14 protein-coding genes are annotated in these 15220 nt (G+C 63.6%); 6 read left to right on the plus strand and 8 right to left on the minus strand.

Translation table 11 applies throughout. From position 1 onward, the window contains the following. The first annotated feature begins 6 nt into the window (after positions 1–6). Both BLS13_RS04735 and BLS13_RS04740 read left to right on the plus strand, forming a co-directional pair. Entirely contained in the window at positions 7–1299 is a 1293-nt protein-coding gene (locus BLS13_RS04735; protein WP_093450234.1) for an outer membrane beta-barrel protein, read from the plus strand. Positions 1300–1303: 4 nt separating this feature from the next. Beyond that, positions 1304–3487 (plus strand): GumC family protein, encoded by a 2184-nt coding sequence (locus tag BLS13_RS04740; protein ID WP_093450235.1) that lies wholly within the window; start codon positions 1304–1306, stop codon positions 3485–3487. Positions 3488–3491: 4 nt separating this feature from the next. Here the strand turns inward: BLS13_RS04740 and BLS13_RS04745 are convergent, their stop codons facing one another. Further along, positions 3492–4430, minus strand: a complete 939-nt coding sequence (locus BLS13_RS04745; RefSeq protein ID WP_093450237.1) for a glycoside hydrolase family 26 protein — start codon at positions 4428–4430, stop codon at positions 3492–3494. Positions 4431–4552: 122 nt separating this feature from the next. On the opposite strand from BLS13_RS04745, the gene BLS13_RS04750 reads away from it, so the two are divergent. Then, positions 4553–5830 (plus strand): hypothetical protein, encoded by a 1278-nt coding sequence (locus BLS13_RS04750; protein WP_143011867.1) that lies wholly within the window; start codon positions 4553–4555, stop codon positions 5828–5830. Here BLS13_RS04750 and BLS13_RS04755 read toward each other — a convergent pair. Both BLS13_RS04755 and BLS13_RS04760 read right to left on the minus strand, forming a co-directional pair. Beyond that, on the minus strand, positions 5814–6032 hold the full coding sequence (locus tag BLS13_RS04755; protein ID WP_093450240.1) for a hypothetical protein: 219 nt from the start codon (positions 6030–6032) through the stop codon (positions 5814–5816). The two genes, BLS13_RS04750 and BLS13_RS04755, sit on opposite strands and share 17 nt — an antisense overlap. Positions 6033–6207: 175 nt before the next feature. Next, positions 6208–7200: a glycosyltransferase family 2 protein gene (locus tag BLS13_RS04760; RefSeq protein ID WP_093450241.1), complete on the minus strand. Its 993-nt coding sequence runs from the start codon at positions 7198–7200 to the stop codon at positions 6208–6210. Between the two features lie 54 nt (positions 7201–7254). Between BLS13_RS04760 and BLS13_RS04765 the strand changes: the two genes are divergently transcribed. Beyond that, positions 7255–8235 (plus strand): glycosyltransferase family 2 protein, encoded by a 981-nt coding sequence (locus BLS13_RS04765; protein WP_093450243.1) that lies wholly within the window; start codon positions 7255–7257, stop codon positions 8233–8235. A 4-nt stretch (positions 8236–8239) separates the two neighbouring features. Further along, complete coding sequence (locus tag BLS13_RS04770) at positions 8240–9736, plus strand: lipopolysaccharide biosynthesis protein (RefSeq protein WP_093450244.1); 1497 nt, start codon at positions 8240–8242, stop codon at positions 9734–9736. Here the strand turns inward: BLS13_RS04770 and BLS13_RS04775 are convergent. Next, a complete protein-coding gene (locus BLS13_RS04775; RefSeq protein ID WP_093450246.1) occupies positions 9711–10772 on the minus strand; it encodes a polysaccharide pyruvyl transferase family protein in 1062 nt (353 codons plus the stop codon). The genes BLS13_RS04770 and BLS13_RS04775 overlap by 26 nt on opposite strands. 374 nt (positions 10773–11146) lie before the next feature. On the opposite strand from BLS13_RS04775, the gene BLS13_RS04780 reads away from it, so the two are divergent. Then, positions 11147–11800: a Crp/Fnr family transcriptional regulator gene (locus tag BLS13_RS04780; protein ID WP_256325708.1), complete on the plus strand. Its 654-nt coding sequence runs from the start codon at positions 11147–11149 to the stop codon at positions 11798–11800. Positions 11801–11899: 99 nt separating this feature from the next. Here the strand turns inward: BLS13_RS04780 and BLS13_RS04785 are convergent, their stop codons facing one another. The 4 genes from BLS13_RS04785 to BLS13_RS04800 all read right to left on the minus strand — a co-directional run bounded on the left by BLS13_RS04785 (position 11900) and on the right by BLS13_RS04800 (position 14759). Then, a complete protein-coding gene (locus BLS13_RS04785; protein ID WP_256325709.1) occupies positions 11900–12118 on the minus strand; it encodes a LuxR C-terminal-related transcriptional regulator in 219 nt (72 codons plus the stop codon). Positions 12119–12132: 14 nt separating this feature from the next. Then, positions 12133–12543: a response regulator transcription factor gene (locus tag BLS13_RS04790; protein ID WP_093450250.1), complete on the minus strand. Its 411-nt coding sequence runs from the start codon at positions 12541–12543 to the stop codon at positions 12133–12135. A 73-nt stretch (positions 12544–12616) separates the two neighbouring features. After that, positions 12617–13234: a response regulator transcription factor gene (locus BLS13_RS04795; RefSeq protein WP_093450252.1), complete on the minus strand. Its 618-nt coding sequence runs from the start codon at positions 13232–13234 to the stop codon at positions 12617–12619. Further along, entirely contained in the window at positions 13224–14759 is a 1536-nt protein-coding gene (locus BLS13_RS04800; protein ID WP_256325710.1) for a PAS domain-containing sensor histidine kinase, read from the minus strand. The genes BLS13_RS04795 and BLS13_RS04800 overlap by 11 nt, the downstream gene beginning before the upstream one ends. Between the last annotated feature and the right edge of the window lie 461 nt (positions 14760–15220).

The following is a 15220-nucleotide window of genomic DNA, read 5'->3' on the forward strand; positions in this document are numbered from 1 at the left end:
AGGACGATGCGGACCGGTCTGCATCCCCTTCATCTGGTGCGGCTGGCAGGCGGGTTGATGGCGGCCATCGCCGTCACGGCCCAGGCGCAGGAGATTTTACCGACGGAGGCCCCGCAGACGAGCATGCAACGTTATACCGCCGTCACGGACCGGCAGCAGCCGGGCTATGAAGCCCCGGGCATCGCGCTCGGAAGCTGGCGGCTGTCGCCGTCGCTTGCGATACAGACGATCGGCGATGACAATATCTTCGTGCAGGATCGCGGCCGGAAGGCCGATGCCATCCTTCGCCTCAAGCCGGAAGCAACCCTGCAAACGAGTTGGGGCGCAAACAGCGTCGCTTTGCATGCGCTGGGCACGATCGATCGCTACGCCAGGTACGTTTCGGAAGATATCGCGGACGTCGATCTGGGCGCAACCGGCACGTTCAACCTCGGCAGTTCAACGAGCATCCGAACGAGCCTGCGCTATCTCGACGCGCATCAATCGCGTCAGTCGCAAGATGCCTTTGCGCAGACCATCCACCCGGTCCGCTCCACCACCACTGCAGCGGCCGCGGCAATAAGGCAGGATTTCGGCAGGCTGCGCCTTTCGGCAGATGCCACCTATGCACGTCGCAACTATCATGACGGCACCCTGCCCGACGGTTCGATCTACGAACAGGATAGCAGCGACAACAACAGCTACCGGGTCGGCGTGCGCGCGGCTTATGCGGCGAGCCCCGCGATGGGCTTCTTCGTGCGCGCAGTCGGCGACTGGCGGAACTTCAGGCTGGGTACCGTGCAAACGCCGAAGCGGGACTCTCGCGGCTATCAACTGCTGGCCGGCATCGAGTTCGAACCCGCCGCGCTGGTCCGGGGCAGCATCGGCGTGGGCTATGTCAGCCAGCACTTTCTCAACCGCTTCTACACCGATCTTTCCGGGCCCGCGATCAACGCCAAGGTCGAATATTTCCCGACGCAGCTCACCACCATCACGTTGCGCGCGGACCGGCAGGTGCTCGATTCCGGTATTCCGGGATCGGGCGGTTATCTGTCGACCGAGGCCAGCCTGGGGATCGATCACGAGCTGATGCGTTCGCTCATCATCAGCGCATCGGCCGGCTATCAACACAATACGTTCAACAATCTCGATCGGCGGGACGATCGCATCACCGCCACCGCACGCGCGACCTGGCGGCTCAATCGCATGATGGCGCTCGAAGCACGTTATGATCGGCTCGATCAATCGTCACACGGGGTCGATCGGTACCGCTCCTATGTCGACAATCGCCTGATGGTCGGCGTCACGTTGAGGAGATAAGGCCATGGACGACCGCACCCGCGCGCTGACCCCGGTCGCCGCTTATCATACCGAACACCGGCCGGCACATTTTGCCGGCGCACCCGACAACCGGATGGACGGCATGCGCCGACTGCTCGGCGTGCTGCGGCGCCGGCTCCTTGCCTTCAGCCTGGTCTTCCTGATCGTGCTGGGCGCTGTCGCCTTGTTCACCTTCACCCGGACCAAACTCTACACCGCGACCGCCGGCATGGTCGTCAATTCGCGTGAGCTGAACATCTCCGAAAAGGACAAGGAGGTTTTGCCGGGCCTGCCGACCGGCGACAGCGCCGCCGATACCGAAGTCGAAATCCTGCGCTCCCCCGCCGTTGCCGAAAAAGCGGCACAGGCGCTCAACCTCGTCCACAATCCCCTGTTCGCCGGGCCGTTGGCAAAACTCCCTGACGCGGCGAAGTCGGCGGCCGTCGCCACGCTCCTGAAATCGAACCTCAAGATCACCCGGCCCGGCGCCGCGAATGTCGTCACCATAGCCTACACATCGCCCGATCCCATGCTGGCAAAGTCCATCGCCGACGAAATCGGCCGTCAATATCTGAACGTGAAGGAAGCATCGCGGCGCTCGGCCGTGGCCAATGTCGATACCGGCCTCGGCAGCGAGCTCGACAGTCTGCGCGGGAAGCTCGAACAGGCCGAAGCCGATGTCGCGCGGTACAAGGCGGCGAACAATCTGCTGAGCAGCGCCGGCATTACCTTCACAGAAACCGAATTGTCGCTCTACAAGCAGCAGGACGCGGCCGCGCGCGCTACCCAGGCCGAAGAAAATGCCCGCCTGCGCACGGCGCGCGCGCAGCTCGCACGGGGATCGAATGGCGATGATGTCGGCGCCGCGCTGCAATCGCCGGTGGTCCAGCAACTGCGCACCCAGCGATCGCTGATCACCACGCGGATCGCCGACCTCCAGAGCCGTTACCGTTCCGATCATCCGGAACTCATCAAGGCCCGCGACCAGTTGGCCGACATCGATCGCGACATCAATGCCGAAATCCACCGCGTTGTTTCCAACCTCGACGCCAACGCCCGCATCGCCGCCGATCGCGCGGCAAACGCACGGGCAACGGCAGCAGCGACAAACGGCACGCTGGCCGTCAACAATGCGGCGTCGGTCAAGCTCGACGAACTTCAGCGCAAAGCCGACGGGTTGAAGGACACGTACCAGACCCTGCTCACCCGCCGGAACTCGATCCGCTCGCAGGCGCTGGTGGCCGATGAAGATGCGCGACTGTTCTCGCCCGCATTGCTGCCGCTGAACCCCAGCGCGCCGAACCGGCCATTGATGCTGGCGATCGGGATCGTCCTGGCTGCGATCGCCGCCAGCGCGGTCGTATGGCTGATCGAAAAGCTCGATCGCGGCCTCGCAAGCTCGCACGATGTCGAGACCCGGCTGGGCCTGCCCAATCTCGCCAACCTGCCCGATGTCAGATCGATTGCGCGACGGGATGAACGGCATATCGCCCCAATCGATTTCGCCGTCGAACGGCCGATGTCGCTGTATCCCGAGGCGTTGCGTGCCATCCGGCTCACCTTGCTGAGCGGCCGGCGGCTGGGCGATCGGGCGCTTCGCATCGGTATCACCTCGTCACGCCCGCACGAGGGCAAGACCACCCTGGCGCTCTCGCTCGCCCGCGCATCCGCGCTCGCCGGCAGCCGCACCTTGCTCGTCGATGCCGATGTCCGCAGGCCGGCCGTCGCACCGATGTTCGGCGTCGAACCCGGCCCTGGGTTGATCAACGTCCTGCAAGGCCATGTGTCGCTCGAGACGGCGATGATCCGCGATCCCGACACCGGGCTGATGATCCTGCCCACGCAAAGCCAGGCGGGCATCACCCACGACATTTTCGATCGCGACAGGATGGATGCGCTGGCCCGCGCCTGCGACGAGCGTTTCGATCTGGTGATCTTCGATGTCGCGCCGTCTCTGATCGTCGCCGAAGCGCTCCAGCTCCTCCGCCAGCTCGACGACGTCATATTGGCGGTACAATGGCGGCGCACCCCCTGGCAGACGGCCTACGCAAATGTACGCCGAATGCGCGCGCTCGGCATCGAACCGCTCGGCGTCGTCCTGACCCAGGTCGACATGAAGGCGCTGGCGAAGTCAGGCGAAGCCGAGTCCGACTACAGCCTCGAAACCTACGAAGCCTTTCGGGTCTGATCGATCAATGCGGTCCGAATTCCTGTGTATAGGCAGCCGCGGCATTGGGAAACAGGCCGGTGGAAAGCTGCGCGTTGTAATCAGATGCGTTGAAATCCCAATAGCCGTGGAACAGCGTATTATGCGCCCGCATCCAGGCCGCCATATTGTGGATAAACAAGGGATCGTCGCCCCAGCCATGGCCATCCGGGCGCGTACCCGTGCCCCATTCGGGAATGACGATCGGCTTGTTGTGTGTGACGGCGAAATCGGCCAGCCAGTTCAACCCGTAATTCGCGGTCAGATAGCCCTGCCAGCGGACGGCGGGATCGATATCCTGCGATCGCCACGACTGGTTATAGACGTCGAGCCCGATCGCATCGACGACATCGTCGCCCGGCCACGCATTTTCGGGCGTGATCGATCCGCTGTTCATGCTGGGATTCCAGACGATCGTGAAATGCTGGCCCGGCGTCGCCCGCAATATGCCGACGATCCGGCGGAAATAGGCCTTGAAGCCGGCCGGATCGCGGTAGATCGCCCACGGATACCAGTTGCCGTTGAATTCCCAGCCCACCCGGATCGAGGCATCGGCCTTACCCTTCGCGACCAGCAGGCTGCCGACCTGGGCGAAGGCAGCATCATTGGCGCCGGCGAGACCGGCAGCAAAACTCGTCTCGGTCTTCATCAGCATGGGCAGGCTGATGCTGAGAGCGATCGGCACCTGGGACCAGCAATCGAGCGCCCATTTTGCCCCGCCGATCATCTGCGGCCAGCCGTCCTGCGACAGGAAATCGACCGCACCGACCACCTGAACGCCCATCACCTGTTCGAAGCGCGGAATGCGGTCGCGCCCGTCGCAGCCGGCCCCCTTGTAAACAAAGACCTGCGGTTCCGCCGCAGCCGGGAGCGCATGAGACAGCGTTGCCGTCGCGAGCACCATCATCGTGAAAGATCGGATCATGGCACGCCTCCTGAAGGGGCAGTAGCGCACAGATGGGCGTTCGACGCGCCAACCAACAGGGTGCGCTTCGGCCGGCCGGGGCATAATCCCGATGGATCGAAAAATGACCGGGAACCGGGGCTATGACCAGCCTGGCCTCACCTCTTGACCATTCTGTGGCGCAACCCGCGATCGATCGCTGGTTGAGCCGGTTTTATATTCACGCGGCGCTCATCGCCTGCCTGATCCTCCAGCGTTTCGGCATCATGCTGGGCGGCAGCGCCTTGTTCGTCAGCCTGCCATTGTTCGGGATGCTGCTGGTGGCGATGGTGGTGACGCGCCATGCCCGGCTGAGGCCAGGCGCGACATTCCTCTACCTGCTGTTCGCCAGTATCGCGCTGATCGGCTGCCTGATCGCCATCGCCCTGCCCGATGCCCGCTTCGGCATCAGCCTGGCCTCGCTGGCCGCTGTACTCATCACTTATGGCCTGGCGATCTTCGGCCCTTCGCGGCGGTTCGACCGCGCGGCGACCGTCGATCTGTTCCTGCTCTACATGCGCGTAATTTCGGTGCTCGGCATCGCCCAGTGGGTCATCCAGTTCGCCGGCGTGCGGCTGTTCTCGTTCATGCTGACGGTCCCCGCGATGCGGCCGATCCTGGTCGAGCATCAGTTCAACTATGATCCGATCATGCATTATGGCTCGACGATCCGCCGATCGAACGGGCTGCTGCTGCTCGAACCGAGTATCTTCTCGCAACTGCTCGTCTTCGCGATCGTGCTCGACTATTTCGTGTGTGGGCGCGCCCGCTGGCTACCGCTCTATCTGATCGCCTATGTCGTTACCTTCTCGGGTACTGGTGCGCTGGCCCTGATGCTCGCCATGCCCTTCTACGCCTGCCTTTCGGTTCGGAACTTCAAACGCATGGCCGGCTTCATCGTCGCCGGCGCGATCGCGATCGCCGCCGCCGCAGTCGCGGTCCCCGATCAGTTCGCCGCCTTCACCAGCCGCACCGATGAAATCCAATATTCGGGCAGCAGCGCCTATGCCCGCTTCATCGGCCCCTTCGTCCCGGTCGCGGACTTTCTGCACGAGCCGCGCGTGCTGATCGGCTACGGCCCGGGCGCCACCGAGCGCTACGATTATCATGTCGAAGGCACCGGCAATTCGGTGGCCAAGCTCCTGATCGATTATGGTGTTGTCGGCTTGCTCAGCTTTCTTGCAATGCTGATCGGCACCTTGTGGCGGCGCGATATCGCGCTGATGTCGCTGGTTGCGCTCACGACCTTCCTGATCGGCGGCGGCTATCTGCTATTTACGCCGATGCTGGTGCTGTCGTTCCTGTTGTGCATCTGGAGCGAGGAAAAGAGTGCGTCACAGGAACGCACGGCGCGGGAACCCGAAATTACAGCAGCAGTTTGAAAATCACCGCCCAGATCGAAGCACCGACGACTGCCGCCAGAGCCCACATCTTCAACGAAATCCGTTTGCCGGCGAAATCCGGTGGAGCGATCGTCGATTGCGACCAGATCGGAACGACATCGGGCTGACCTGCACGCAGCACGGCAGGCTCGGCGGCGGGAGCCGATGCCATCTCGCCGTCGCGCGGATCATATCCAGTCATCGCATCTCTCCCACCTGTTTAGGTAAGGTTCATCTTCGCCGGTTCAACAGCCGATGATCCTTTTTGGAGGAATTTGTCGGCAGCCCCCGTGCTTGCCGAGCAATTCTACGCGCCTTCCATGCCACGTTCGCGCCGATAATCCAAGGCGTGGGACGGATTCTCTTTATTCCGGCCCTCAGGCCGGCTGATCCGCGCTCACATCCGCATCGCGAAAGCGCAGGCGCGAAACGAACGAGCGATTCGTGAGCTGCGAGAGCTGCGCCGCGGCGAACAGGACGAGACGTTTCCCATCCGGCTTGAGACGAAGCGCACCCAGCATCAATCCCCGCGCCTCGGCGAAGTGCCGCATCGTGAAATTGACCCGCCCGGCTTCCCACATCTGGCTGGCCCACATCGCGCGGACCAGCTTTTGCCATTCGTTTGCGGGAAAACGGTCGCTGATCGCCGGATTGTCGGCGATCTTCTGCAGGCATGGCAGATGATTGCCCCAATCGACCGACAATCCGCCCGACGAACTGCCGGGCCGTACCCGCAAATAAAAGACTTCCGGCTCGCGGCCGATAAACGCGAACCGGCCATGAGCCGCAAGCCGGCACCAATATTCCCAGTCCTCGCTCAGGCGCAGCCCGGCATCGAAGCCGCCGATCGCCGCCGCCGCATCGCGCCGGATCAGCACATGTCCGCCATTGGCCAGGAAATTGCCGTGGAGCATCGCGCGCAGCACGTCGCCGTCGGGATAACGGTGCCGGCCGAGCGGCTTCTGCCCCGGATAAATGGCGCCGCCTGGCAGAATTTTCACGAAGGTACCAAAGGCGGCCACCGCATCCGGCCGCGCCTCCAGCGCATCCACGAGCCGCTCGATCGCCGAAGGATGCAGCAGATCATCGCCGTCGAGGAACATCACCAGATCGCCGTCGCTTTCCGCAAAGCCGCGGTTGCGCGCGGCGGAAACCCCGGCATTGGCCTGCCGAATCAGCAGCACCCGTGGATCGGCCAACGCCTCCACGCGCGCGGCGGTGGCGTCGGTCGAGCCGTCATCGACGACAATGCAGGCGATATTCTGCCAGGTCTGAGACGTAACGGATGCCAGGCACGGCAGGACGTAGTCCGCGACGTTGTATGCCGGCACGACTACCGTAACCTTGGGCATGATTTCCTGTCCGGACATTCTTCATCGCTTTCGATTCGGCCGGATGGAACAAGCAGGCTGTCAGGAAGCCCCATGATCGATGTCAGTGTCGTCATTCCGGCCTATAATGCCGCGGAGTATATCGAAGGTGCGATTGCGTCGGCAACGGCGCAAAGCCTTGAGAATATCGAGATCATCGTAGTGGATGACCGGTCCACCGACGATACCCGCGAACGCGCCGCGTTGATGGCCGCGAACGATCCCCGCATATCCCTGCTGGCCCTGCCCCGCAATGGCGGGCCCTCGGCCGCGCGCAATGCCGGCATTGCGGCCGCACGCGGCACCTGGATCGCCTTGCTCGATGCCGACGACAGCTATGCACCGCAGCGGCTCGCCACTTTGCTCGATCTGGCGCAGGGCCGGCACGCCGATCTCGTCGCCGACAACCTCCTGCTGATCGAGGAAGCCGACGGCGCCACCGTGCCGATGATGCCCCCCGGCTTTCTGCCGGAGCCGCACCGGATCGATCTGGCGGAATTCATCGAGCGCAACATTTCGAAGCCCGATGCCCCGCGCACCAATTATGGCTTCCTCAAACCGCTGATGCGCCGCAAATTCCTGATCGATCACGCGATACGCTATGACGAACATGTGCGCTTCGCCGAGGATTTCGCGCTCTATGTCGATTGCCTGCGGGCCGGCGCGATCTGGTGGCTCCATCCCGAACCGATGTACCGCTATCTGGTGCGCGGCAACTCGCTCACCCAGATCCAGACGGTCGGCGATCTCGATCGGCTGCGCCAGCGCCAGCGCGCGCTGCTGGCCGAGGCCCGCCGCAAGGGCGATGGCCGCTTCGCGAGCCTCATCGCCCGCCATTTGCGGGGCGTCGACCGCTGTTATTATTATCGCGGCTTCACCGACGAGCTGAAGGCGCGCCATTTCTGCAAGGCGATGGGTTATTTCTTTTCCGGGCCGGACAGCATGGGCCTGATCGGGCTCGAAAGCGCGCGCCAGCTGCCGATGATCCTGCGCAAGGCCTGGCGCGGCGGCTATCGCCGACGAAGCGGAAGCTGACGGCATGAACACATCAGAGCGCCCGGCGGATTTCTCGCCTGCCGGGGATGCCCGCGCCCTCAAGGCGCGTTCGGCCTCCGGCGCCGCCATAACGATGGCGGCGCAGGCCGCCAGGTTCGTCCTGCAATTCGGCAGCCAGGTTACGCTGGCCCGGCTGCTGTTGCCCACCGATTTCGGCCTGATCGCGATGGTGGCGCCGCTGATCGCCGCCGCCTTGTTGCTGACCGATCTCGGCCTGTCGCAGGCGACGGTGCAACGCGCGACGATCAACCAGTCCGAACTGTCCAGCCTGTTCTGGCTGAATGTCGCGATCGGCACCGCGCTGGCGCTGCTGACCGTGATCGCCGCACCGCTGGTGACCCGCTTCTACGCGACGCCGGCCCTGCTCTGGATCGTGATCGCGATGGCCTCGTCATTGCTGTTGTCGAGCCTCGCCGCCCAGCATCTCGCCATTCTCAATCGCCGGATGCAATTTTCGGCGATTGCCGCGATCGAGTTCGGATCGCTCGTCCTCTCGGTGATGATCGGGCTGGCGGCGGCGCTGGCCGGGTTCGGCACCTGGTCGCTGGTGATGATGCAGCTCGGCAATGGCTGTGCGGTGCTGGTGCTGGCCTGGACATTTTCGCGCTGGCGCCCATCGCGCCCGCACATCGATCGCGATGCCTTCCACCTGATCCGCTTCGGCGGTGCCGTGACCGGCTATAATCTGCTCGGCTATCTCATCACCAATCTCGATAACATCCTGATCGGCGCGCGGTTCGGCGCCGGATCGCTCGGCATTTACGATCGCGCCTACAAGCTGATGTTCCAGCCTTTGTGGCAGATGACGGCCCCTGCGGCCCGCGTCGCCGTACCCTTGCTTTCGCGACTGGCCGCCGATGATCGCGAATATCGCGATTCCTATCTGACGATGCTCGGCCTGATCCTGATCGTCACGACACCAGGCATCCTCTGCGCGATCCTGTTCGCCCATCCGCTCATCCGGTTGCTGCTCGGCGAACGCTGGATCGCCGCCGCGCCGATCTTCGCGTGGCTCGGCGTATGTGCGCTGACCTTGCAGCTGCGCCAGGCCGCTTCCTGGCTGTTCGTCAGCCAGGGCCGCGCCCGGGAGCAGCTCAAATGGGGCGGGATCGGCTCGTTGTCGATCGTCATCGCTTATGCAATCGGCATCTTCTGGGGCCCTGAGGGTGTAGCAATCGGAGCGGCGCTTGCCAGCGGCTTCGTTCAGATCCCGCTGATGTGGTGGGCGGTTACGCGCAGCGGGCCGATATCTCGGGCCGATGCGCTGCGCCTGCTGGGACCGCTGGCCGCAGCGACGATCGTCAGCGCGATGCTGCTCGGGCTGGTCGCACGCATCCCGTTCGGCAACAGTCTGGCCGGTCTGCTGCTGGCGATCGTCCTGGCTTATGCGTTGTTCCTCGCGACAATGGCGGCCTTTCCGTCCGGCCGCCAGCTGATGCGACGCGCCGGCGGGCTCAGGCGCCTGCGGCGTCGGCCCTGACCGCCGCCCCGGGCGCCGGCGCCCGGACATCGGCGATCAACGTCGCCACCGCCGCCTGCAACGCCGCGAGCCGATCGGCGAAGATCGCATCGCGGCTCAGATAGGCCTCGCCCGCCGCCGCCCGCCTGAGCGCCGCGGCCGCGGCCGCCACCATCGGACCGTCGAAGGCCGAAACCATGCCTTTGATCAGCGTCTTCACACCCCCCGGTGCGGCGACCCCGTCGATCACCTCAGGCTCGTCGCGATAGCGCTGGTGGAAATCGGCGATCAGTTGCCCATCGCTCGCCTGCGCCAGCGTCGGATCGGCGATGCTCCGCCCGGTCCCACGCGTGATCCGGCTGATCCGGCGATAGCGGAACGCCTCGAGCCGCGCGGTCGGCGGCAGCTGGATTGGGCGATAGGGCATGTCGAGCGATCCCAGCCAGTCGCGCCATTTGAAGATGCTGACCTCGGGCGAGATCAGCACCGGCACCCAGGGGATTCGCAACGTATCAGCCACGATCGCGCCGTGCATCGCCTCGGTCACCACCAGCCGGGCGCGCCCATAGGCCGCCAATATCCGTTCGGGCGGCCATTGCGGGTCGACGAACTCCATCCCCGCAAGCGCGGCCGCTTCGGCCCAGCGGCTGTTCACCAGCGTGCGGTGATGCGGCATGAACAGGATCGAGTCGCGCCGCCCGGCGACGGGCACCAGTTCGGGCAGGCCCGCCAGCAAGGCGGCGCTGTCGGTGATCGAGGCCTGCGCCTGCCCGATCAGCGCCGCCGTCAGCGGCCCGCGCACCGCCAGATAGCGCCAGGCCTCGCATCCGTCAGGCAGACGCCCATAGGCGGCCCCCGATCCCAGCACGAACACCCGGCGCCCCGCAATGTCGCGACCGCGAAACCGCGCCGCGTCGAGCAGGCTGCCAATCCCCACCAGCATCACATCATCGCTGTCCAGCACATCCCGGGGCAGGATTCTCGGCCAGATCAGCGCGTTGAGATCATCGCCGAAATTGCCGACCGGATCTTCATAATAGACGATGTCCATCGACATATTGCACCGCAACATCCCCGCCCGCGCAAGCGCGCCGCCCTCCCCTGGCGCTATGGCGTGGCAAAAACGCGCCGGGCCCGCCTACTCCGGGGGAATTAATCCCCACGCGCAGTTTGTCGGTCAGCGCGCGATCAATGTCGCGATCCTCACGTGCCCGAAAACCGTCGGCATAGGCGGGCACATTGTAACGGCGATCGAGCATCCGGGGTCATAGGTATATATTCGTATTTTGCCGCCGACCGGCATGGCGGAGAAGGCGCCTTGAGGAGCGGGCCAATGGTGCGGCTCGTACGCAGGGGATTAACATGCTGCTGGAATCGTCGAGCCTTACCACAGGAACCGGACGGGCCCACAACCCATGCGAGGAATGTAGCGTGCGCGGAGACGCGATCTGCGCGTCACTGTCGCCGGTTGGCCTCGAGACGCTTTCGCATCTCGGCCGCCGGGTGCATGTGCGTCGCGGGCAGGCGCTGTTCTGGGAAAGTGAGGAATCGGTCCTGGTCGGCAACGTCCTTGAAGGCATGCTCAAGCTTTCGACCATGACCGGGGACGGCCGCGAACAGATTGTCGGCATCGTCTTTCCCTCCGATTTCATCGGCCGCCCGTTCGGCAGCAACAGCCATCACACCGTGACGGCGCTGACCGACGCCACCGTCTGCGTCTTCCGGCGCGGCGCATTCGACAAGTTCGTGGAAACCAATTCGGGCATCGAACAGGCGCTGCTACGCCGCACGCTCGACGAACTCGATCGCGCGCGGCATTGGATGCTGCTGCTTGGCCGACTCTCGGCAACCGAGCGGGTCGCGAGCTTGCTGGTCGAGATGGTCGAGCGCCTGGACGGCGCGAACGGCAAGGAGGTCTCCTTGCCGTTGAGCCGGCAGCAGATGGGCGATCTGCTTGGCCTTGCGATCGAAACCGTCAGCCGGGCGATGACTCGCTTCAAGCAGATGGGCATAGTCGAACTGCCGGGTGGACGTCGCTTGATCGCAACAGACCTTCCCGCCCTCCGCCGTGTCGCCGCCGGCTGATCGCCAGCGCCGACGCCAATAAAAGGCGGCCTTATTTTCCCGCCGCAATTCCGGCCGCAAGCGGCCTGAATATTCGGGCCGCCAGCGTCCGAAGCCGTTTCAGGCCGGCTCACCCCGAGGAGGCAGTGTCAACTCCTTCAGCGCCAACAAAGTTGGCAAGCCCAGCTTTCGCTTGAGCCGGGCACGATGAATTTCAACCGTGCGATGGCTTATTCCCAATTCACGACCGATCTGCTTGTTGGTGAGCCCGCGCGCGAGCCCCATCGCGACTTCGCGTTCACGCGAGGTCAACCGATCGATCGAGTCGGATCCGGCCATGCGGGCACTCGCCATCATGCGGCGCCATTGGCGCGGGTCAGACGCGTCACTGCCTCGATCAGCGCATGTTTGCGTAACGGCTTTTCCAGGACCACGTCGAAGCCCGCCGCAATGGCCGCACCGGACAGATCATTAGTAGCATAAGCTGTTATCAAAACGGCGGGTCCGGTCCATCCGCGTTCGCGCAACCGCGTCAACACCGCGATGCCGTTAAGGTCATCCATGCGATAGTCGGCGATGAAGCATTTCGCTTCGCTATTCGCTTCGTCCGCCAGCAGCGTTATACCGTTGGCATAGGCCCGGACATCAAAGCCCTGCGCCTGCAACAGCAATTGCATTGAGCGCCGCACCCCAGGGTCATCTTCGACCAGCAGGATCCTCTCGCGCTGGGCCGTTGGGGTAATGTGTCGGGCAGCAATATCCATTTTAGAACAACCTTATCAGATCGCCAACCTCTGACAGGCCAGCGATCCGGGGTCGCTACGTAATGATCCCGATTCAGCCGCCGCCCATGCCTGCGGCAAAGGCGATCCGCAGGGCATCGGAGAGGCTGCGCACTTCGAGCTTGGACATCAGGTTCGCACGGTGGACCTCCACGGTGCGCGGTGAAATGCCCAGATCATAAGCAATGGTCTTGTTCGGGAGCCCCTTCGCCAGCCCTTCGAGGACATCCCGTTCACGCGGCGTCAATGCCCCCAGTACGACTTCCGCTTCGGCTGCCCGCGCGGCCTGGCTTCCTGCCGATGCAAGCCGCCCGAACGCCGCCTCGATCGCACTCAGCAATACCGCCTTTTCGAACGGCTTTTCGAGAAAATCGACCGCCCCGCCCTTCATCGCCCGCACCGCGATCGTTACGTCGCCATGCCCTGTCAGCACGATCACCGGCATGGTGATACCGCGCTCGTTCAGCGCCTGCTGCACCTCAAGCCCGTCCATTTCGGGCATGCGGACGTCGAGCAGGATGCAGCCTTCCTCGACGTGCCGCACCTCCTTCAGAAAGGCGACGCCGTTGGACCAGGTTTCCACCGTATAGCCGGAGGTCTTGAGCATGAAGCTGGCCGAACGGCGAATGGCGTCCTCATCGTCGATGATATGCACCAACTTTCTAGTCGTCATCACTGGTCTCCGCCCGCATCAACGTGAAATGAAACTCGGTGCCGCCGCCCTCGCGCGGCTGCGCCCAGATCCGGCCACCATTGGCTTCGATAATCGTCCGGCAGATCGAAAGACCAAGCCCCATGCCTTCGCTTTTGGAGCTGACGAAAGCCGTAAACAACCGCTCGGCGATGGTGGGAGCAATGCCGGGGCCCGTATCCGTGACGATAACCCTGACGAACCCCGGCTGGTCAGACCGGCTCGATATCGTCAATTTGCGCACCGGACAGCCGCTCATCGCCTCGATCGCATTGCGGGTAAGGTTTATCAGCACCTGCTGGATCTGCACCTTATCGACCAGAACGGGCGAAGAATAGGGATCGAGATCGAACCGAGTCTCGACGCCTTTCTCGCGCGCATCCATCAGCCCAAGCACCGCCGCCTCATTGATCAGCGCCGGAAGCTTCTCAATCGATTTGTCGACATCGCCGCGCGCCACGAAATCGCGCAGGCGGCGGACAATATGCCCTGCCCGCAGCGCTTCTTTGGCGGTATCGTCGAGCGCCTCCCGGATCATCGGCATGTCGTCGAGGTTCGGCTTTTCGAGCAGGTCCCGAACCGCCTCGACATAGTTGGTCACGGCGGTGATCGGCTGGTTAAGTTCGTGCGCGAGCGTCGATGCCATCGTGCCCATGGCACTCAGTCTGGAAACATGGATCAGTTCGGACTTGAGCGATTCAAGCCGCTGCTCGGTTTTCTGGCGTTCGGTCAGATCGCGGATGAAGCCGGTGAACAGGCGTTGTGACTCCCCGCTCGTCTCGCCGATCGAAAGTTCCATCGGAAAGGTCGTGCCATCCTTGCGTTCGGCAAAGACGACACGGCCAATACCGATGATCCGCTTTTCGCCGGTTTCGAGATAGCGCCGGATATAACCGTCATGCCGCTCGCGATCGGGCGAAGGCATCAGTCGCTCGACATTGCATCCAAGCAACTCCGCCTCGGAATAGCCGAACAACCGCTCGGCCGCCGCGCTGAACGAAACGATCGTCCCGTGATCGTCGATCACCACCATTGCATCGGGCACGGTCGACAGGATCGACTGGAGCAGGCTTTCGCGCGACCGCACGGCATCTTCGGCGGCCCGCCGATCGGTATTGTCCGAGACGATCTTGGCGAAACCGCGCAGGCTGCCGTCCTTACGGTACAGGGCGGTGATAGCGACGCTCGCAAGAAATTCCGAACCGTCCTTGCGGACGCGCCAGGCCTCTTCCTCGAACTTGCCTTCGGCCAGCGCCCGCGCCAGATCCCGCTCGGGCTTGCCGTCAGCGATCGCGTCGGCCGGATAAAACATCGACGCGTTGCGCCCGACCACCTCCGCCTCTGACCAGCCTTTCAGCCGCTCCGCCCCCTTGTTCCATATCGTCACATTGCCCTGCGCATCGAGCATGTAGATCGCATAGCCCAGCGCGCCGTCGATCAGCAGGCTCAATTCCTCAGCAACCGAACTCACTTCGGAAGTGCTGAGTACGTCCTGCGGATCAGTCACCTGCGCGCTTTCCGTTGTCCACCGGATGCCCTGACAGCTCACGGTTGCACCGCATCCGCAACGCACCTGCCTCCGATCCGTTCGCTTGGCAAATATCGCGAGCCGCTCTGCCCTGCGATCCTAACGTCATCAGCATCATATTGAATCAGCTTCCGCCCGACAACGCCAATGCCATTCACAATATGTCACAGCCACTATCTTCATGCCGTACGCGGCACCGGATGCAACTGCTATCTTGGAACGCGGGATAGGTGATTGCCGCAGCTTGTAAAAGCTGCTTGCAGGAAAGGGCGCGCCGGGAATCGTACTGGGGATGCGTCATGATGCCACGGACGCCGCTCCCGAGCGAATTTCAGGCTGCTGTTCGACAGGGGGGAGGCGCGTTGCAAGCATCAGCGCAATGCTGATTATTCGCAGACGGCGGGGCGTTACGGGAGGCGCGCGCGTTGTTTATGCGGGGC

It is taken from the genome of Sphingomonas sp. YR710 (assembly GCF_900101455.1).
GTDB lineage: Bacteria > Pseudomonadota > Alphaproteobacteria > Sphingomonadales > Sphingomonadaceae > Rhizorhabdus.